General features: G+C 39.3%; 21 protein-coding genes. 20 read left to right on the plus strand and 1 reads right to left on the minus strand.

Features of this window, described 5'->3' with window-relative positions:
* Positions 1-3: 3 nt before the first annotated feature.
* From msrB (FKX85_RS05725) to FKX85_RS05760, 7 genes are all read left to right on the plus strand, one after another.
* Complete coding sequence (msrB, locus tag FKX85_RS05725) at positions 4-462, plus strand: peptide-methionine (R)-S-oxide reductase MsrB (RefSeq protein ID WP_141613812.1); 459 nt, start codon at positions 4-6, stop codon at positions 460-462.
* 317 nt (positions 463-779) lie between these two features.
* On the plus strand, positions 780-2366 hold the full coding sequence (locus FKX85_RS05730; RefSeq protein WP_141613813.1) for a beta-N-acetylhexosaminidase: 1587 nt from the start codon (positions 780-782) through the stop codon (positions 2364-2366).
* Between the two features lie 325 nt (positions 2367-2691).
* Complete coding sequence (locus FKX85_RS05735; RefSeq protein ID WP_141613814.1) at positions 2692-3675, plus strand: nuclear transport factor 2 family protein; 984 nt, start codon at positions 2692-2694, stop codon at positions 3673-3675.
* Positions 3676-3752: 77 nt separating this feature from the next.
* A complete protein-coding gene (locus tag FKX85_RS05740; RefSeq protein WP_141613815.1) occupies positions 3753-4073 on the plus strand; it encodes a four-helix bundle copper-binding protein in 321 nt (106 codons plus the stop codon).
* Between the two features lie 244 nt (positions 4074-4317).
* The gene (locus FKX85_RS05750) at positions 4318-4494 is read left to right on the plus strand and encodes a hypothetical protein (RefSeq protein WP_141613816.1); all 177 of its coding nucleotides are present in this window, start codon (positions 4318-4320) and stop codon (positions 4492-4494) included.
* 129 nt (positions 4495-4623) lie between these two features.
* Positions 4624-6570 (plus strand): thiamine pyrophosphate-binding protein, encoded by a 1947-nt coding sequence (locus FKX85_RS05755; RefSeq protein WP_141613817.1) that lies wholly within the window; start codon positions 4624-4626, stop codon positions 6568-6570.
* A 120-nt stretch (positions 6571-6690) separates the two neighbouring features.
* A complete protein-coding gene (locus tag FKX85_RS05760) occupies positions 6691-7527 on the plus strand; it encodes a helix-turn-helix domain-containing protein (RefSeq protein WP_141613818.1) in 837 nt (278 codons plus the stop codon).
* A gap of 187 nt (positions 7528-7714) precedes the next feature.
* On the opposite strand, the gene FKX85_RS05765 is transcribed toward FKX85_RS05760, so the two are convergent.
* Positions 7715-8278, minus strand: coding sequence for a hypothetical protein (locus FKX85_RS05765; protein ID WP_141613819.1), 564 nt, complete (start codon positions 8276-8278; stop codon positions 7715-7717).
* 782 nt (positions 8279-9060) lie between these two features.
* On the opposite strand from FKX85_RS05765, the gene FKX85_RS05770 reads away from it, so the two are divergent.
* From FKX85_RS05770 to FKX85_RS05830, 13 genes are all read left to right on the plus strand, one after another.
* A complete protein-coding gene (locus FKX85_RS05770) occupies positions 9061-9927 on the plus strand; it encodes a transglutaminase family protein (RefSeq protein WP_141613820.1) in 867 nt (288 codons plus the stop codon).
* Positions 9928-9939: 12 nt separating this feature from the next.
* Positions 9940-10875: a thioredoxin family protein gene (locus tag FKX85_RS05775; RefSeq protein WP_141613821.1), complete on the plus strand. Its 936-nt coding sequence runs from the start codon at positions 9940-9942 to the stop codon at positions 10873-10875.
* A gap of 54 nt (positions 10876-10929) precedes the next feature.
* On the plus strand, positions 10930-11886 hold the full coding sequence (locus FKX85_RS05780; protein WP_141613822.1) for a CorA family divalent cation transporter: 957 nt from the start codon (positions 10930-10932) through the stop codon (positions 11884-11886).
* Between the two features lie 118 nt (positions 11887-12004).
* Positions 12005-12457, plus strand: a complete 453-nt coding sequence (msrB, locus tag FKX85_RS05785) for a peptide-methionine (R)-S-oxide reductase MsrB (RefSeq protein ID WP_141613823.1) — start codon at positions 12005-12007, stop codon at positions 12455-12457.
* A 91-nt stretch (positions 12458-12548) separates the two neighbouring features.
* Positions 12549-13034: a peroxiredoxin family protein gene (locus FKX85_RS05790; protein WP_141613824.1), complete on the plus strand. Its 486-nt coding sequence runs from the start codon at positions 12549-12551 to the stop codon at positions 13032-13034.
* Complete coding sequence (locus FKX85_RS05795) at positions 13034-13312, plus strand: GNAT family N-acetyltransferase (protein ID WP_141613825.1); 279 nt, start codon at positions 13034-13036, stop codon at positions 13310-13312. The genes FKX85_RS05790 and FKX85_RS05795 overlap by 1 nt, the downstream gene beginning before the upstream one ends.
* Before the next feature lie 259 nt (positions 13313-13571).
* Positions 13572-14066, plus strand: a complete 495-nt coding sequence (msrA, locus tag FKX85_RS05800) for a peptide-methionine (S)-S-oxide reductase MsrA (RefSeq protein WP_141613826.1) — start codon at positions 13572-13574, stop codon at positions 14064-14066.
* 126 nt (positions 14067-14192) lie between these two features.
* Positions 14193-14474 carry a DUF427 domain-containing protein gene (locus FKX85_RS05805; protein ID WP_141613827.1) on the plus strand — a complete coding sequence of 94 codons (282 nt, stop codon included), beginning with the start codon at positions 14193-14195 and terminating at the stop codon, positions 14472-14474.
* Positions 14475-14717: 243 nt separating this feature from the next.
* Complete coding sequence (locus FKX85_RS05810; protein ID WP_141613828.1) at positions 14718-14990, plus strand: hypothetical protein; 273 nt, start codon at positions 14718-14720, stop codon at positions 14988-14990.
* Positions 14991-15029: 39 nt separating this feature from the next.
* On the plus strand, positions 15030-15305 hold the full coding sequence (locus FKX85_RS05815) for a GNAT family N-acetyltransferase (protein ID WP_141613829.1): 276 nt from the start codon (positions 15030-15032) through the stop codon (positions 15303-15305).
* A 25-nt stretch (positions 15306-15330) separates the two neighbouring features.
* Positions 15331-16902: a protein adenylyltransferase SelO gene (locus FKX85_RS05820; protein WP_141613830.1), complete on the plus strand. Its 1572-nt coding sequence runs from the start codon at positions 15331-15333 to the stop codon at positions 16900-16902.
* Positions 16903-17139: 237 nt separating this feature from the next.
* On the plus strand, positions 17140-17616 hold the full coding sequence (locus FKX85_RS05825) for a TlpA family protein disulfide reductase (protein ID WP_141613831.1): 477 nt from the start codon (positions 17140-17142) through the stop codon (positions 17614-17616).
* Between the two features lie 203 nt (positions 17617-17819).
* Entirely contained in the window at positions 17820-18302 is a 483-nt protein-coding gene (locus tag FKX85_RS05830) for a hypothetical protein (RefSeq protein ID WP_141613832.1), read from the plus strand.
* Positions 18303-18307 lie beyond the last annotated feature (5 nt).

Genomic DNA, 18307 nt, shown 5'->3' on the forward strand with positions numbered 1-18307 from the left:
GCAATGATAAACTGGAATGACGTTATAAAATTCGCAACTCATGGCAATCCAACACCACCAAAAAGAGTGGAAAAAACAGACGAAGAATGGAAAGCACTGCTGTCTGATGAAGCCTATCATGTAACCCGACAGCACGGGACCGAACGGGCACACAGCTCAGAATTGTGCAGTCTCTTTGAGCCGGGCGAATATGCCTGTATATGCTGCGATACGGTGCTTTTTGACAGCAATGAAAAGTTTGAAAGTGGTACCGGCTGGCCATCTTTTACCCAGCCCATCGCCGTAGAAAATGTGGCGTATAAAAAGGATGCTGGTTTTGGGATGGTGAGAATTGAGGCACTATGCAATATTTGTGATGCACACTTAGGACACGTTTTCCCTGATGGCCCTGCACCAAGCGGATTGCGTTACTGTGTGAATGCGGTTGCCTTGAACAAGGTAAAAGCAGGGAAAACAAAATGATGGATTTAACTATTGGTGTATTCTTGGATTCCATCTGTGTGGACAAACCTTCAGAATTAAATTTTAATAAATATAATGGTGATTGACGGACATAGTCTCTAAACAAGACCGGTAAATATAATATAGCCACATCATATATTCTGATGGTAGTGTAGGAGGATAGACAAGCTTATTGGTCGGCAGCAACAGGATATTCTCTTTTACCTTACGGCTCTAATATTCTTTCGAAATGTTACGAGAAAATCGTCGGTGTTTTTATGCAATCCAGTCATGATTAGTTAATGAATTTGAAAAACTATACTTATATAATTATGGGAATGAATAGAATAAAAGCAACACTGCTGCTTGTTTTGTTAACGTCAACCTTAAGTGTTATAGCCCAAGATGTGTTTATTATCCCAGAACCCAACCAGCTTCAATATGAAGAAGGAAAATATCAGTGGAACAGGCCATTAAAGGTGCTTTGCGAAGCTGCTGAATTTGAGAATGAACAAAAAGAACTTAAAACCTTTTGCGATAGCACCGCTTTGGCAAATGAAAAGAGCACTACTTCCAATGTAGGGATTATCAAACTGACAAAAGACTTATCCATAAAAAATGCCGAAGGCTATGAGTTGGAAATCACTCCTCGGTCAATATCGTTAAAGGCAGCTACGGCCCAAGGTATGTTTTATGCGGTTCAAACATTAAAACAAATCATCCAATCAAGCCTTTATCAACACAGTTCGGCTTTGCCTTGTCTTCGTATTAAGGATCAACCCCGTTTTTCGTACCGGGGACTGATGCTTGATCCTGCGAGGCATTTTCTTCCCATTGAGGATTTGAAAAAATATGTGGAAGTAATGGCTGGCTATAAATACAACAAATTGCATCTCCACCTTACCGATGATCAAGGTTGGCGCCTCGAAATCAAAAAATATCCTAAACTTACTACCATTGGGTCCAGAAGAGACGGAATGAATGGCGATAAAACACCACGAAATGGCTTTTACACCCAGGAGGAAATGAAGGACTTTGTTCAATTTGCTGCTGAAAGACACGTTGAAGTGATACCTGAATTTGACTTGCCCGGCCATAGTGTGGCAGCCATTGCATCTTACCCAGAGCTAAAACTTAGTTGTGCCGATACTGTTACGAAAGTTCGAAATCATGAAGGCGTATCAAAGGATATTTTATGTGTGGGTAACGATACCGTGTTTACTTTTATTGACGATGTTATAAAAGAGATGTCCAGCATTTTTCCGTCAAAAATGTTTCATATTGGAGGAGACGAGGCACCTTTGGATGCCTGGAAGAACTGCGCACCTTGCCAGGCTTTAAAAAAGGAACATCACTTGACAACCGATCAGGAACTGTTTGCTTACTTTTTTAAAAGAGTAAATCAGTCGTTAACCAAGTATCAAAAAGAGCCTTTGTTTTGGTATGAGTTGGACGTGCCGGAATATCTCGAAAACAGTACCATATTTTTATGGAGAATGGGAAGTGCTGCCAAGGTATTGGCTGCTGCTAAAAAAAACAATTACGAAGTGATTTGCTCACCTGGAGAGTATGCCTACTTTGACTACCCGCAATGGAAGGATGGCCTACCAAATGTTGATTGGATGGGGGTGATTACGCTCCAAAAAGTGTATCAGTTTGACCCCGCCTATACTTTTAACAAGAAGCAGCAGAAAAAATATATCAGAGGAGTTGAAGCCCCGGTTTGGGGCGAAAGTGTAAAAGATCTGTTTCGAGCTTTTTACATGACTTACCCAAGGGCACTGGCATTGGCCGAAGTAGGCTGGACAGAAATGCCGCAGAGAAACTGGGATACCTTCAAATCAAAATTGGATATGCAATTTAACACGCTGCTTCATAAAGGTGTTAATTATCGCCCACCGGTAGAGCTGTATGGAGGGCTTTAACCGATGCGCCCGATTCAACCGAGATTATGCCGTTTAGTTAAGAGCAGACAATGACAAAGCTGTCATTCCGACAAATAGCCTGCCCCGCATGACTATCGGGGACATACGTTAACTAAACGGCATTGATTTCGGGTTATACTTTGGGGCTAAAAATGCCTTTAGTAATTCCCTGAATAGTAAAATCATTTGATGGAATCCCGACCGTAAAATTCTCTTTGTTGAAAGATATGACGGGGCTGGAAATTTCGATAATGGTATTCGGCAGAAGTCTGGAGACCTATAAAAAGTAAATTGAACAATTTAATTAACAACTAAAAACAGAAAAATGAGAACAATGACAACAATGAACACACAAGCACTACAAAAAACAATCCTTTTAGCAGGAATAGCTTTGATGCTTGCCCTAAATGTGCAAGCACAAAATACCGACAAGGCTTATTCAGAAAAAGTAAGAGAAAATGCGACTACGTTTCACAAAAACTTTAGTTCAGGAGATTTTTATAAAAATGGTGCGCTTGTAAACGAGAAAATCTATGTCAATTCCAACAATGCAATCGTAATCGGACGCGATAATTTCGTAAACCGCATCAAGCGTTTCCACACACCGTTTCCTGAACTGGAACTTCATGACAGGATCGTAATTGTAGATGAAAACGAAGTAGGCTTATTGTACATTATGCAAGACGAGCAGGACGGACCTTACGGAACAATTCCGGCATCTGGGAATAAAATTAATGTGTATGCAGCAGAATTTTTTGTTATGGATGACGAGGCCCGGATGAAGGAATTACTCACCATTACGCAATTAGACCAATTGAAAAAACAGATCACAGGTGTAGATAAAGTTTCTGAATTTGAAAAAGTAAGCTTGCTTCCGATAAAGAAAACCAATTTAGCGCATAAAAAGATGTTGACAGACAACGTGGAAGCCTATGTTCAAAACTTCAACACCCGTGATTGGGAAGCTTTTAAAGCACTGTTTGCCAAAAATGCCGATATCAACATCAACGGAAAAATGATTACCGGAGCCCAAGCATTGATTGACGAGCTAAATAAAAAGATCGCTGACTATGCTCCTGATATGACGTATCATTTAGAACACAATATAGTGGAGGGCGACAGAGGAGCTTTGGCCTATACCATAAAAGGCACCCACACCTTCTCTAGCCAAGTGGGAGAAGATGGAAAACCCTTAAAAAAATCCATTCAGTCGATGGAAGGCATCCATTTTCAATTCAACAAAAAAGGAAAAATTATAAAAGCTGTGATTATTTATAACTCTGATGATTTAAATAACCAAATACACTAAGTGCCAGACGCGCATTTGGCTTATGATTTTAAAAACGAGAATCACCAACATATACGTTTAACAAATAACTAAAAAGAATGGACAATTCGAAAATGATTGAGGCCTGTTTGACCTGTTTTGCAGCTTGTGAAAAAACTGCTGCCATAAGTATAAAAATGGCTGATGCAGATTATCTGCGTTGCATTGCACTTTGTCGTGACTGTACCGAGCTGTGCATTCTTTGTGTTAAGCTGGATGAAAGAGATTCCGATTATAAGCACCAAATAATGAACGTGTGCATTGATAATTGCCTCGCCTGTGCAGAGGAATGCGAGCGTTTTCCTAATTCGGAAGACCACGTAAAATCTGCCAAAGCTTGCCGTAAATGTGTAGAAGAAATGCAGAAACTGCTTAAATAGCGAAAGGTTAAACGTTTAAAAAGAATGAGCATTTGTGATCCAAAGTAGGTCTCGTACTTGCAGCACTCGGAAAACCCAAATACATACGTATCGGGAAAATAGGAGTGTGCAACAAAGCAGAAACCGCTTTTAAAGAAAATGCATTTATGGCATTGGATGAAGCTTACAAAACGGGGGTGCGGTATTTTAATACGGCACCCTCTTATGGTAAGGGTGAGCAGGTTCAATTGTGTTACGGTTTTGTATGGATAATTCAAGTTCTGAAACGGTATTAAGGGGAGGGTCTTCAGTAAGCCAACTTCAGGGAAATCTAGAAGCAAACAGTTTCAAGCTTACTGAAGAAGCGGTGAATACATTGAAAATCCATCCTGTTTCCAACGTTGATGGTTGGAGGGAAAGAAGCCAATTGGAATGGGATTAAAGGTATACTGATGATGTTGCACAGGCATTCCAAAATCGTATGGTAATCGCTATTATAGTTTTAAAACGATAGTCTTTACTGTTCTTTTCACATACTCCACTAGCGTAATATCAATTAGAGAGGAAAATTATGAGTAATAATATACAATGGCACAAGGTACTCGACGATAAAAACAAGCTCCAAGAAGGGCGGGTAGTGACTGTTACTGCCGGTCACAAAGACCTTTGCATTTCACATTACAAAGGGAAATTCACTGCTTTGGACAATAAATGTCCTCATCAAGGTGGGCCGCTTGGTGAAGGCTCAATTGAAAAAGGGCTATTGCGTTGTCCTTGGCACGGTTGGGACTTTTGTCCGCATGGTGGAAGCTCGGGAGATTATGACGACGGATTGGAGACTTTTGAACTTAAAGTAGAAGGAGATGCTATTTTTGTAGGGTTGGAGGAGGAGGGTCCTCATGAAGAAACCGTAACAGATGTCATGGTGGAGACCATGGTAAATTGGGGAGTAAACCGGGTTTTTGGAATGGTTGGTCATTCCAATCTTGGTTTAGCAGATGCTTTTAGGAGACAAGAGGACAAAGGGAAGTTGAAGTTCATTGGCATCCGGCACGAGGGCGCGGCTGCATTTGCTGCTTCTGCTTACGGCAAACTCACAGGAAAACCTGCTGCCTGCTTTGCCATTGCAGGTCCGGGAAGCACCAACATGTTTACGGGCTTATGGGATGCAAAAGTTGATCGTGCACCGATTTTAGCGTTAACCGGACAGGTCGCCACCCAAGTTGTGGGCACAGGTAATTTTCAGGAAGTTGATTTGGTAAGGGCTTTTCAGGCAGTTGCGGAATTTAACCAAAGAGTAGAACACCAAAGCAGGCATACCGAGTTAATGACTTTAGCTATCAAGCATGCGATACTAAAACGCGAGGTATCCCACCTTACTTTTCCCGACCAGGTACAAGTGTTATCTGCTAAGGGAGCAAAAGCGCAGACACCTAAGGGGAGGATTACTTCACTTACCGTGGCTCCACCCCAAGAGCAGTTGGATGAAGCCATTGATAAAATTAAAACTGCCAAAAGGCCTGTAATTATTGTAGGACATGGTGCGCGGTTTCACATGGATAGGATTGTACAGTTTGCTGAAAAATTGAACTGCCCGATAATGACGACTTTTAAAGGCAAGGGCTTAATATCGGATGATCACCGTCTGGGCTGCGGAGTGCTGGGGAGAAGCGGAACTCCTGTAGCCTCTTATTTCATGAATGAAGCTGATTTATTGATAGTGATCGGGGCTTCCTTTTCCAACCATACAGGGATCACCCCCAAAAAGCCCATTATCCAACTGGATTTTGACCCATTGGCAATTGCCAAATTCCATAAAATAGAGGTAGCTGTATTTGGTGAAATATCCAGGACAGTTGGTTTGCTGAATGAGACTTCTGAAGATTTGGCCAAAGACAAAATTGATCAGACTGAGGAAATAGTGGCCCGGTGGGAGATATGGCGGGCTGAAAAACAAAAACGACTTGCCGAAGACAGAGGAAAAGGCATTAGTTCAATTTACGTCTTCGACGCACTTACAAAATTGGCTCCCGAAAATGCCATAATGTGCGTGGATGTAGGTAATAATGCCTATTCATTTGGAAGGTATTTTGAGTCTAAAGATCAAAGCTTTTTGATGTCAGGCTATTTAGGTTCAATCGGTTTTGCTCTCCCGGCTGCTATTGGTGCTTGGGCTGCAGTGGATAATGAAAGGCCAATTGTTGCTGTGGCAGGTGATGGTGGGCTTTGTCAGTATTTGGCAGAATTTACCACATTGGTGAAATACAAGATGCCTATCAAACTCATTGTACTGAACAACAACGAGCTGGGCAAAATATCCAAAGAGCAGCGGGCTGGAGGTTGGGACCAATGGGCAACTGATCTGGTGAATCCGGACTTTGCAGTTTATGCTCAAAGTTGTGGGGGATTTGGCATTAAAGTCCACAGACAAGAGGATTTGAAAAAAGCAATGCTTCAGCATTTTGAGAATGATGGCCCGGGACTTTTAGAAGTAGAAGCTGATGTGAAATTAATATAAATGAGTGTGCAACATTGTACCGGTTTTGAAAAGTTCTGCCTGAGCTCCAGGCTATCGGGGCGAATAGGTGAAAATTAGTATTGATACAACACTATATATTTGGTCTAACAATTTTACGGGATGGTTAAAAAAATAAGAATTTCAGATAAGCTCATGGCGCCTTTTTCTTTTATGCCAAATAATTTGGATGAAGAGTTGTCCATTCTGTGGAATGTGGGAGAAATAACCAATGTAAAACTGGACGGATACGATATTGAAATTGGAACCAATTGCATTCTCTTCGTTTCGGAATTTTATATGAACCTGCAAGCAACTACCGGAACTTTTCGTTTCATCAAGTTTAATAAAACCTTTATCAATCCCGTTGAAACAATGGCTAATACTGGGGAATATTTAATGATTTTTTATGGGTTGCACGCCTTAAACCATTTACCAAAAATTCTTATAAGAGAAGAAGAATTACCGATGTTTGAGCAAATTTGGCAGAACTTTCTTGCTGAAGCAAAAAATATAAACAATCCTATTTCCGAGGCATTGCTTAGAAATTCTTTTCAGCGTTTTCTTCTGATTAGCCAAAAAAAGCACGCAGAAACGGAGTTAGATATTCCTATTGATTTTAAAGATTTAAAGCTCATTCGCGAATTTCAATATTTGGTAAATGCCAATTTTAAAGAATTAAAGAAAGTGTCCGATTATGCAAGCATCCTAAAAGTTTCACCCAAAAAAATATCGGAAATATTTGGCTGCTGCTACAGCAAAAAAGCGAGCGAACTTATTGCGAGCCGAAGAAATCTATTTGCCAAACGCCAATTGATACATACTGATGAGTTGATAAAAAACATCGCTTACGATTTGAACTTTTCAGACTCCCAAGCATTTTCGCACTTCTTCAAAAGGCAAAATGGAATAACGCCCGATGAATTTCGGAGTAAGAACCAAGGTGGAGCGTTGTCCTGAGGCTGTTATAAAAGTGTATATTTACTTTTAACAAAACAATTATCAATCTAAATACTTTGGTATTGGTTTTCTTGTATTGAATAGACACACCGTACTTTTCCAATTGTGTCTGCACTTCGGCTACAATTAAGCTGTACCAGAATAAACTTCTTTTAAGCGTTGATAATGAGATAAAAGAGAATAAGTTTTAAAAACCCATGCCCAATGCCATTGATGCTCCAACTGAGGTCGGTGCATTGTTTCCAAATCTCACAGAAGGAAATGAAAGAAGTAGAAAGAAGTTATAACTATCAGCACGGTAAAACACCTTGCTAGTAGAAAAAGCAAAACCGAAACGTCCGGAGGTCTCAAATGCGAGGCGGGGTGCGATGCTATAGCCGTTTCGCTCTTTTAGAATAATACCAGGCTGAATCAACAGATTGCTCACCTTAGATTCTGTTGGGCCAAAATGTATGATCGGATCTACCTCAAAGCTATAGGCAATATGGCTTGATTTTACGATATTTAACCCGAAAGCCATCGCCATACTATAGCCATTGGAAAAGCTGGAAGTAACCTTTCCATCTGAAAATGATGCAATAGGCTGAACATAGCCAGCATACCCGGAAATTTTATTAGCATTCCCTCCTTTCATAGCGTGGTGCTGTGCAACTGCCGGATGAGAAAAAATCAGTAATCCGATTACAAATAAAAATTTCCGTCCGTTGCTTTCTATATAAGCGTCATAAGTTGTTTTAAAGAATTCCATCATAGGGCATTTCAAATATTCAAATCTGTTTAATTTTAACCTCTTCTCGTTATTTTTACTTCATTCATTCAAGAATAACTAGCTAATTTTTTTGGCTTAAATAGTTAATGCTTTTCCGTTATTTCACATAAATATTTTTTTTTCATAAAAGACAAAGATATGGTAATATTGGATTTTTACAAGAAATATTCTGACGAACATTTTTGTAGGACAAAGTTCAAGGTTATTCGTGATAAACAGGTACAAACCGCAAAAAAATATGGATGTATGGGTAATTGTTAGAAAAATTACGAATATAGTTATAAATTTACTTTATAATAAAAATTTGATTACTCCGATGATTGCCTAGAAATAAGTATGTTTTTCATAAAAAAAGTAAAATATACTTATTGGTTCAAAAACCAGAAGATTATGAATCTGAAAAAGAATATCCAATGGTGTTTATGCTTCAGGGATATAGCTAAAATTACAATGTTTGGAGTGAAATAAAAGATTTGAAAAATCGACAATCTATTATCAAATGATTTTGGTTTGCCTGGAAGGCTTTTAAGCTATTGGTTGAACAGCCACATCACAGATTCACAAATATTTAGATTAGAATTTTAAGCTGATTACCCACTTCTTCAAAAAGCAAAATGGAATGACGCCTGATGAATTTCGGGACAAGAGCCGAGCTGTTTAAATCAGGTTAAAGGCTGTGGGAAAGCCAAACACCAATTGAGGAATTCCCAACACCTTTTTTGCCCGGTGTCTTGGTATATTCGAATAAGAAAGGAAGTTAGAAAATGGAAAAAAACGAAATAAACACAGGAAGAACCAACGCCTTAATCAGTCTTTTGGACGATCCGGACACTAGGATATACGATATGGTGAGAAGGGAGGTCTTAAATGCCGATTTCAATGTTATTCCTGAACTACAAACTGCTTTCGATACCAGTGATGACGAGCTGAAAACCGAAAGAATTGTCGAAATTCTAGACCATATAAAATTAAAAAAATTACAAGCGGATATTGAAAGCTGGAGTGCTCAAGAGAACCCCGATTTAATGGAGGGAATGCTGCATGTTGCAAGCTATGGCTATCCCAATTTCGATTTGGCGGCCATCACAAGTTTGATTGATGAAATTACCACCGCCGTAAAAGCTAAAATAGAAGGGAAATCTCCGGAAGAGATAGCGGAAATATTCAATGAAGTTATTCTGAAGGATTTTGAATTTAGAGGCAATTTCAAGGAATATTCAGCTTTAAGCAATTCGTTTATCAACAAAATGGTCGAAACGAGGGCTACAAATCCCATTGGTTTATCCATCATTTACTTATTGGTAGCCAGGGGCGCAGGCATTCCGTTGGTCGGCATCAATTCACCCGGTCATTTCATTTTGGGATACCTTGCAGAAGATAATGATGCCGAAAATTCGATGAATGAAATAGCATTTATCCTCGACCCGTTCAATAATGGACAAATCATCAAAAACACGGATTTCAAGGCTTGGTTGAATAAGCAAAACGTGCCCAAAGATTTTCGGGATATAATTATCGCTACCGATAAAGCCATTGTTAGAAGGGTTTTCAATAACATGATTTACGCTTTGTACACTTTAGGTGAGAAAAGTACCGCAAAAAAATTGCTAGCCCTAGTAGCATTAATTTAACTAAAAACAGCTATGAAGACTGATAGAAATCAACAGCCGAAAGAGTTGGGAAAAGTTTCCTGGTACCGTGATTATGATGCCGCAATAGCGGAAAGCAACCGGACCAATAAGCCTGTTTTTCTGCTTTTCCAAGAAGTGCCAGGGTGTTCCAATTGTGTGAATTTCGCATATGATATGCTGAGTTATCCACTGGTTGTTGAAGCCATTGAAAATGAATTTATTCCCTTGGCGATATACAACAATGTGGAAGGCGAAGACAAAAAGGTGTTGGATAAATTTAATGAGCGGGCGTGGAACAATCCGGTGGTGCGGTTTATAGACAAAAACGGTGTTGATATTGTACCAAAATTGGAATACTCCTTAAATCCGCTTGCGCTTTATGAAAAAATGCGAAATACCATCCTGATAAGTAGCAAGCAAGTACCCCGGTACATTGAATTGTTGGAGGATGAATTGAAAATATTAAGCGGAATCAGCCGGATAGCCTATTACGAAACGCCTTGTTTTTGGTCGGGCGAAACAAGTATGATACAGCATCCAATGGTGTTATCTACCGAAGCCGGTTGGATGGCGGGCAAGGAAGTGGTAAAAGTACATTATGATCCGGACAAAGGCACCTTGGATGAACTGAACAGCTATGCCATCGACCAAGGGTTTTATTTAATGGAAAAGCTCGATACGTACAAGAAAGATGTAAACCCGCAATATTATCTGAAAGGCTCTATTTTCAGGGTGCTGCCGTTAAGTTTCCGACAAAGAAGCCTGTTGAATTACGCCATTCCGTATAAAAAGGACGGTGAGGGAGAAACCTATTTAAGTCCATTACAGTCTCAATTACTGGTGAAATATCGGAAAAACAATAGAGCGGAAAAAGCAGAAGCGTTGTATGACCGAAATATAGAAGAAAGCTGGTCTTTTCGGGAAGTGGAAACAAACACCCGTCGATGATAACCCACACCTGAATGAAATGATGATGTACTTCATTATGAATAGGAAAAATCTATGATAGAAATTTTATTGAAAAACAAAGAACTTTTATATCCTGGAAACATAACTGAAATTCCGGTTTCAAACCTGGAATTTCAGTTGATGCGTTTTACGGAATATGCTGATGCTGAATTAAATTGGCTTAGCGAAAATTATGGTCTCGATTTCACCATAATGAAAAATCATCAGGATATTGAAATCAGTTCTCACTTTTTAGAAAGTGAAAGCCAGGTAGCCTTTCATTTTTCAATTCCGTATTTTAACAAGGAAGAGAAAATGGAGGAAGAGCAGGTTTTTATCATTTGTTCCAAGACGGGGATTTTTATGTTTACAAATCCCGAGCTTGACGGCTTTTTTAACAGCACCTATTCTTATCAGGTAAATTCAATACAGAAAATAGCGAATGCAGAAAGTCTTTTTAAGTTCCAGTTTGAATTTATTGCGGACTATCTCGCAGACATAACTGAGCGGCTAACAAAGAAAATCAAATTACTTGCCAACAAGATTTTAATTGAAAAGTCCTTTTCTAATGAAGAATTGGACATCATCACAAGATACAATTTCAGCAACTTATTGATTAAGGAAACATTGTTGGAAACAACACGGATTTTTAACCTTTACTTAAAAAGTTATTGGGAAGCATCAACTGGAATTAAACAATGTGTGCAAGCAGAGTTGAATGATTTGGCAACGGTATCGGATTATATTCAATTCAATTTTGACCGCTTGGATGATCTAAAGGAAAATGTATCCAACAAAATAGATCTGGAGCAAAATTATATTTTTAAAATGCTCACAATCGTTACAGTGTGTATTTCCCTACCAACCTTTATAGCAGGTATTTATGGGATGAACTTTAAAGATATGCCCGAATTAGAGCTCGATTACGGTTACCCGATAGTCATCATTGTAATGCTGCTTTCGGCACTATTGCCTTTTATCTATTTTAAAAAGAAAAGTTGGTTGAAGTGATAAGGTATAAACGCACTGCATAAGTGGAAAATCAAACACCAATTGGTGAAAAACTCACACTTAAATGGCTGCTATTTGAAGTAAATTTGTATCAGTAGAAAGATAAAACTAAATAGATATGATACACTGGAAAGACATTATAAAATTCGCAACGCACGGAAATCCAACACCTGACAGAAGAGTAGAGAAAACCGAAGCAGAATGGAAGGCTATTCTTACGCCGGAGCAATTCAGGATTACCCGTTTAAAAGGAACGGAAAGACCGGATACCGGTGCTTTTTGCCACACTCACGACGCGGGCAAATACAAGTGCATTTGTTGCGACAACGAGCTGTTTGATTCGACCATAAAATTCGAGTCGGGAACAGGCTGGCCGAGTTTTACACAACCCATCAGAGAGAATGCGGTAAAGTATGAAAAAGACAGCTCATTTGGAATGATCCGGGTAGAGGCGATGTGCAATAACTGCGACTCACATTTGGGGCACGTATTTGAAGATGGGCCAGAGCCAAGCGGCTTGAGGTATTGCATCAATTCTGAATCCATTGATTTGGTAAAAGTACCTGCTTAATTATCAGAAAAGCGTGACCAAAGCCACGTTTATCAAACCGCATGTTATGTGCTGTTTTGTATAGTTCTGTTGAACATTAAAAATAAAAAAAATGGAAAATACTCAAGAACAAAATACTATAAAAGCTCCCGAATTACGTGTGGAGCAATGGATAGATGCCAACGGAAATAAGTTGGAGCAACCTATAAAACTATCGGATTATGAGGGGAAATATAAAATCATTTATTGCTTTCAGCATTGGTGTCCGGGTTGCCACAGTGTAGGGCTTCCGTCATTGAAAAAATTGGTTGATGCGTTTGAAGGAAATGACAAAATTGCGTTTCTGGGCGTTCAAACGGTTTTTGAGGGAGCGCATGCCAATACCTATGATAAGATTCTGGAAACCCAGAAGAAGTACGGTTTAAAGATTCCGTTTGGACATGACCCCGGCAAAGGCCAGTCTACCATTATGCAGGATTACCGAACGGGCGGGACCCCTTGGTTTATCTTTATCGACAAAGAAAATAATGTGGTATTTGCCGATTTCCATATCAATGTTGATGGGACTATTAAATATTTTAAAGAAGCTGCAAAATAATGGATATCATTCACGATCATATCAATAAAGAATTTGTGCTGCCCTTGGAAAATGGCTTAAAGGCAAAGGTTCTTTATACGCTTGACCACTGTTCTGGCAAGATGCGACTGATACATTCGGAAGTACCCGAGAAATTACGGGGTAAAGGAGCCGGAAAAAAATTGGTTTTAAAGACCTTTGAAAAATTAAGTGAAGAAGGATACCAAGCTAAGGCAGTTTGTACTTACGTTAAATATGTGGCCAATAGTGATCCAAAATGGAATAGCATTATTGATTAGTAAGTGTATAAGTATACCAGCAGCAATAAGGCAATAAACTAAAATTTAGTAAGTAACGAAATAAAATGAAATCAATAAAATTAGAAAATCATAAGAAATCATGTTAAATAAAGATGCAAAAAAGCAAGTTTTCACCTTGCTGTCTCTTCTGTTTTTGTCTATCGTCTTTACGGCATGTGGCATGAATAAAGGAAGTCAGAAGGAAAAAGAAAGTTCAATAAATAAGAATAATCAATTAACAGATAAAAACAGGAATAAAATGGAAAACACAAAAAAAGTGTACATCGCTGGAGGTTGTTTTTGGGGGATGGAAGATCTCTTCAGAAAATTGAATGGAGTTGTGGATACCGAAGTAGGATATATTGGAGGTGAAAATGAAAATCCTACGTATAGGAATCACCCGGGACACGCTGAAGGTATTGAAATAACGTATGATACCACCGAAATCAATTTTAAAGGAATATTGGATTATTTCTATCGCATTCATAATCCGACGACAGTAGACCAGCAAGGAAATGATAGGGGATCGAGCTATCGCTCGGCTATTTTCTTTCAGAATGAAGAAGAAAAACAAATTGCTGAGGAAGTAATAGCCATTGTAAATAAATCTAATAAGTGGGACGGAAAAGTGGTTACCACGTTGGAACCTTATACTAAATTTTGGCCCGCCGAGGAGGAGCACCAGGATTATTTATTAAAACATCCAAACGGCTATACTTGTCATTCCGAGCGGTTTGGAACCTTTCTGGACTAAAAAATAAGAAGAGCCCTTTATGCCCTTAATTTGTGGCATAAAGGGCTTTATTGAAAGGCTTAGGTACCGCTATGCGTTGGCAGTACAGGGATCAATAAACAATTGACAACTTAAACATAAAAAGAAATGAAGGCAGTATTTAATGATGTAATCATCGCAGAAAGTGACGAGACGATTGTGTTGGAGGGCAACCATTATTTTCCTCCCCAAAGCTTGAAAAAAGAATATTTCGTAGAATCCGATTATAAAACCTCCTGTCCGTGGAAAGGTTCGGCATCCTATTACACTGTGAATGTCAACGGAGAAGTACAGGAGGATGCAGGCTGGTATTATAAGTCGCCTTCCGAAGCAGCAAAAGAAATAAAGGATCATGTGGCTTTTTGGAAAGGTGTAAAAGTGGAGGAATAAGTCCTCATATAAATTTAGTGGATTTTACCACTAACGGTTCAGTGCTGACCGAATATGTACAGCTCAGTCAAAAAGGTAGCATTCATTATATTGAGGGATACACTTTGCAAAACCCGAGAGTTGAGCATAATGGAGCGATGGAGGGTCTTACGCTTGCCTTCACGCTTACCCAAAAAGCATATTTGATGGATGCCTATGTCAAGATAGAAGCCATAGAAACTATTTACTTATAACAAAAAAAATATGAAAACACTTGTTGAAAACATCAAAAGCTATTTTTCAAAAAAAGAAAAGGGAGAGCCTGTTGGCAAAGCTCCCGAAGGAATGTGTGCTGTCTGTTGGGGATATTCAGAGTGGGACGGAGAATACTATAAATTGGTAAGAGACAGACATCTGACTCCGGGTAAAGAAATTTATGAGAGTTTTATCAGTAAGATAGTAGATGAGCATGTAAATAAGACTCATAAGCATGAGAATGTATATGTCTGTACGACTTGCAATAGAGAAATTAAATAAGACAGCAGAAAAGAATACAATACGCAAGGGCAAAAAACAATGGACATCATTCACGATAAAACCAATAAAGAATTTGTGCTTCCGTTGGAAAACGGCACAAAAGCAACCGTTAGTTATATTCTGGATAATGCCTCTGAAATGAGACTTGTCCACTCTGAAGTACCTCCTGCACTTAGGGGACAGGGTGTTGGAAAAGAATTGGTGTTGAAGACGTTTGAGAAATTAACCGAAGAAGGTTATCGGGCCAAAGCTGTTTGTAGATACGTTAGGCACGTAGCAAGACGCGACCCGAAATGGAGCGGGATTATTGGGTAGCCGAAAAAGCAAAGAAATAAATAAAATGAAAGATCTTTTTGAACATAATACACATCCCCATTTCTCAAAAGAACTTCCGGCAGACCTGGTGATGGACAATCGGTCGCGACAAGTTTATAAGGCTTGTTTTTCATTCGTTAATCCTTTAAAACCATCCAATCCCAGCTTGGTGCATTCATCTAAAAATTTTGCGGATGAATTGGGCGTTTCGCTAAACAACAAAGCGAAATTGGTACAGGTAATGAGCGGAGCAACTTCTTTTAATGGCTTTGAAAGTTATGCAATGTGTTATGGTGGGCATCAATTTGGAAATTGGGCAGGACAATTGGGCGACGGAAGAGCAATAAATATTGCAGAAGTAGATTTGAAAGACGGTATAAATTGGAAGTTTCAATTAAAAGGTGCCGGTCCAACTCCGTATTCCAGAAATTCTGACGGATTAGCGGTTTTGCGGTCTTCCGTAAGGGAATATTTATGTAGCGAAGCCATGCACCATTTAGGCGTTCCGACCACCAGAGCCTTGTCTTTGGTAAAAACGGGTGACTTGGTATTGCGTGATATTATGTACGACGGAAATCCCGAAAACGAACAAGGAGCTATTGTTTGTCGGGTATCGCCCAGCTTTATCCGCTTTGGTAGTTTTGAAATTTTCGCATCCAGACAAGACAAGGAAAACTTGCAGAAATTGGTCGATTATACCATCAAACACCATTATCCGCAACTTGGAGAAAACCGCGATAAAGCAACCTATTTAAAGTTCTTTGAAGCAGTAGCCAACCGCACCCTCGAAATGATTTTGCATTGGCAACGGGTCGGTTTTGTACACGGCGTGATGAATACCGACAATATGTCGATTCTTGGCTTGACCATTGATTACGGGCCTTACGGCTGGCTGGAAGATTATAGTCCGCTTTGGACGCCCAACACAACGGATGCCCAAAATAGAAGATACCGCTATGGAAATCAGCCCGATATTGCACTTTGGAATTTAGTTCAACTAGCAAATGCTTTGTATCCTTTGATTGAAGAAGTTAAGGGTTTTCAAACCATTCTTGAAAAATTCAGAACCGATTTTCAGGCACGTTATCATCAAATGATGTGTGGTAAATTGGGGCTGTTTAACGACCAAAATGTGCCCAAAGAATACATTCAAAAATTAGAAACCTTATTGGAACAATGGGAAATAGATATGACCATTTTCTTCAGAGAATTTTCTAAAAACATAACTGATTTTGATGTGTTTTGGAAAGGGCTTTCAAAATCGTCCTATCTCGATAAAGAAAAACTCGAAACTGGAAAAAAAGACTGGGCAGCCTGGTTTGATTCATTTTCAAAATATCTCGCACAGGAAAATACCAGCCGCGAAGAAAGAGTCGCAAAGATGAAATCCATCAATCCGAAATATGTTTTGCGCAATTATATGGTGCAATTAGCGATTAACGATGCCGAAAAGAACGATTACAACTTGTTGGACGAACTGTATCAACTATTGTCGAAACCTTATGACGAGCAACCGGAAATGGAAAAATGGTATGCAAAAAGACCCGAATGGGCAAGGCATAAAGTAGGCTGTTCAATGTTGTCGTGCAGCTCTTAGGATAATGGTTAATTGGAGAATAACCAAAAAAAATAAAAAGCTTTATGCAGGCAATTGTAGATGCCGGTACCAAGCTCTTTTGGGGGCCTGTATAGTCGGCCTTGACGGCGATGAAATTATAGCTTTCATAATCATCTTGCTGTATGCCAAACAGCCTTATACCGTATTGTGAGATGCGGTACACATCATAATCCGGGTTAAAACCATTGAATTAAGAATTATACAAAAGCTAAAACCATGCACGGAAATCTAAGTTTAAACCAGATTGTACTGGGCAAGCCTTTACCCGACTGGCACCTGGAAAGAATATTCGATGAACAGAAACTTCCGGATAGGGAGGAATATGTGGGTAAACCTTTGGTTATTTTATTTTTCAATTTAGGCTGCCCCGGCTGTTTAGGCAGGGCAGTTCCTTTTGCCAATCGTCTGGTGTATGAGTATAGCGACAAAATAAATGTGCTGGGCATTCACACCATTTTTGAAGGAATGGAATATGGCAAGCAGGCCTTTGAAAAAGCAAAAGAAGAACTCTATATCCGCTTTCCTTTTTATAAAGATTTTAAGTTCAACACAACTTATTTGGACTACGGTGCAGGTGGCACGCCACATTGGATAGTCGTCGATAAAGACGGCAATGTCACCTATTCCATCTTTGGCTCTGATCCTAACAATGCGCTTTTGAGGTTGAGTTATTTGATTGAGGAGATGGTATAGATAAGGTGCATTGGTCCAAAGGCAAAGGATTATGAAGACAGTTCGGCCCACCTGTTTGCCGAAGTAGTGTTCGTACACCTTTTTAAGACCCCTCTTCAAACAAAGTTAAAGGGGTGCGTACTTTTGCGTACTTCATTAATAGCGTTGTTTACTTTTTTTTGGCTAATTTTGTGTATTATATAATGTGCAAATATGATTTTAGTGTGAAAAATTTACATTTACCTTTTGTGGCTTTAGCTTTTCTTGTATTAAGTTCATGTGCTTCGGTCAAGCAGCAAGTAAGGCAACTAAAACAAGAAGAATCAGATGCAGCGGTCAAAGGTGGTTTGAAAGACTTCCTTTCAGAAAGAGAAGAGAACCTGGAGAAATATAATGTCACGTGTGAGTACACTGATCGTCTTGGTACTATTTTAATTACTGAAATAGATACATTGGAAAATCAGCAAATTCGTGTCTATTATAGCTTCAAACCAAAGACCCCGAGCGCAATCGATAAGGAATATGAAATGGCAGATAGAAATCGGACTTTAATCATTGATGGGAAATACCCTACAATGGAATGGTGTGAAGCGAATGGAATAAAGGAACGTGCCAGCTTTCCGGGCTCACGTATGGAACTAGTGAAGGGATACAAGACTGAATATTGCGAGCAAGTTAAATACAATATTCCCACACTTGGTAAGTAAACGAA

This window comes from Echinicola soli (genome assembly GCF_006575665.1).
Lineage (GTDB): Bacteria > Bacteroidota > Bacteroidia > Cytophagales > Cyclobacteriaceae > Echinicola > Echinicola soli.

Excerpts from the sequence above, each read along its gene's own strand:
- msrB (WP_141613812.1), top strand. The coding sequence starts at position 4 with ATGATAAACTGGAATGACGTTATAAAATTCGCAACTCATGGCAATCCA.
- FKX85_RS05730 (WP_141613813.1), top strand. The coding sequence starts at position 780 with ATGAATAGAATAAAAGCAACACTGCTGCTTGTTTTGTTAACGTCAACC.
- FKX85_RS05735 (WP_141613814.1), top strand. The coding sequence starts at position 2,692 with ATGAGAACAATGACAACAATGAACACACAAGCACTACAAAAAACAATC.
- FKX85_RS05740 (WP_141613815.1), top strand. The coding sequence starts at position 3,753 with ATGGACAATTCGAAAATGATTGAGGCCTGTTTGACCTGTTTTGCAGCT.
- FKX85_RS05750 (WP_141613816.1), top strand. The coding sequence starts at position 4,318 with ATGGATAATTCAAGTTCTGAAACGGTATTAAGGGGAGGGTCTTCAGTA.
- FKX85_RS05755 (WP_141613817.1), top strand. The coding sequence starts at position 4,624 with ATGAGTAATAATATACAATGGCACAAGGTACTCGACGATAAAAACAAG.
- FKX85_RS05760 (WP_141613818.1), top strand. The coding sequence starts at position 6,691 with ATGGTTAAAAAAATAAGAATTTCAGATAAGCTCATGGCGCCTTTTTCT.
- FKX85_RS05765 (WP_141613819.1), bottom strand. The coding sequence starts at position 8,278 with ATGATGGAATTCTTTAAAACAACTTATGACGCTTATATAGAAAGCAAC.
- FKX85_RS05770 (WP_141613820.1), top strand. The coding sequence starts at position 9,061 with ATGGAAAAAAACGAAATAAACACAGGAAGAACCAACGCCTTAATCAGT.
- FKX85_RS05775 (WP_141613821.1), top strand. The coding sequence starts at position 9,940 with ATGAAGACTGATAGAAATCAACAGCCGAAAGAGTTGGGAAAAGTTTCC.
- FKX85_RS05780 (WP_141613822.1), top strand. The coding sequence starts at position 10,930 with ATGATAGAAATTTTATTGAAAAACAAAGAACTTTTATATCCTGGAAAC.
- msrB (WP_141613823.1), top strand. The coding sequence starts at position 12,005 with ATGATACACTGGAAAGACATTATAAAATTCGCAACGCACGGAAATCCA.
- FKX85_RS05790 (WP_141613824.1), top strand. The coding sequence starts at position 12,549 with ATGGAAAATACTCAAGAACAAAATACTATAAAAGCTCCCGAATTACGT.
- FKX85_RS05795 (WP_141613825.1), top strand. The coding sequence starts at position 13,034 with ATGGATATCATTCACGATCATATCAATAAAGAATTTGTGCTGCCCTTG.
- msrA (WP_141613826.1), top strand. The coding sequence starts at position 13,572 with ATGGAAAACACAAAAAAAGTGTACATCGCTGGAGGTTGTTTTTGGGGG.
- FKX85_RS05805 (WP_141613827.1), top strand. The coding sequence starts at position 14,193 with ATGAAGGCAGTATTTAATGATGTAATCATCGCAGAAAGTGACGAGACG.
- FKX85_RS05810 (WP_141613828.1), top strand. The coding sequence starts at position 14,718 with ATGAAAACACTTGTTGAAAACATCAAAAGCTATTTTTCAAAAAAAGAA.
- FKX85_RS05815 (WP_141613829.1), top strand. The coding sequence starts at position 15,030 with ATGGACATCATTCACGATAAAACCAATAAAGAATTTGTGCTTCCGTTG.
- FKX85_RS05820 (WP_141613830.1), top strand. The coding sequence starts at position 15,331 with ATGAAAGATCTTTTTGAACATAATACACATCCCCATTTCTCAAAAGAA.
- FKX85_RS05825 (WP_141613831.1), top strand. The coding sequence starts at position 17,140 with ATGCACGGAAATCTAAGTTTAAACCAGATTGTACTGGGCAAGCCTTTA.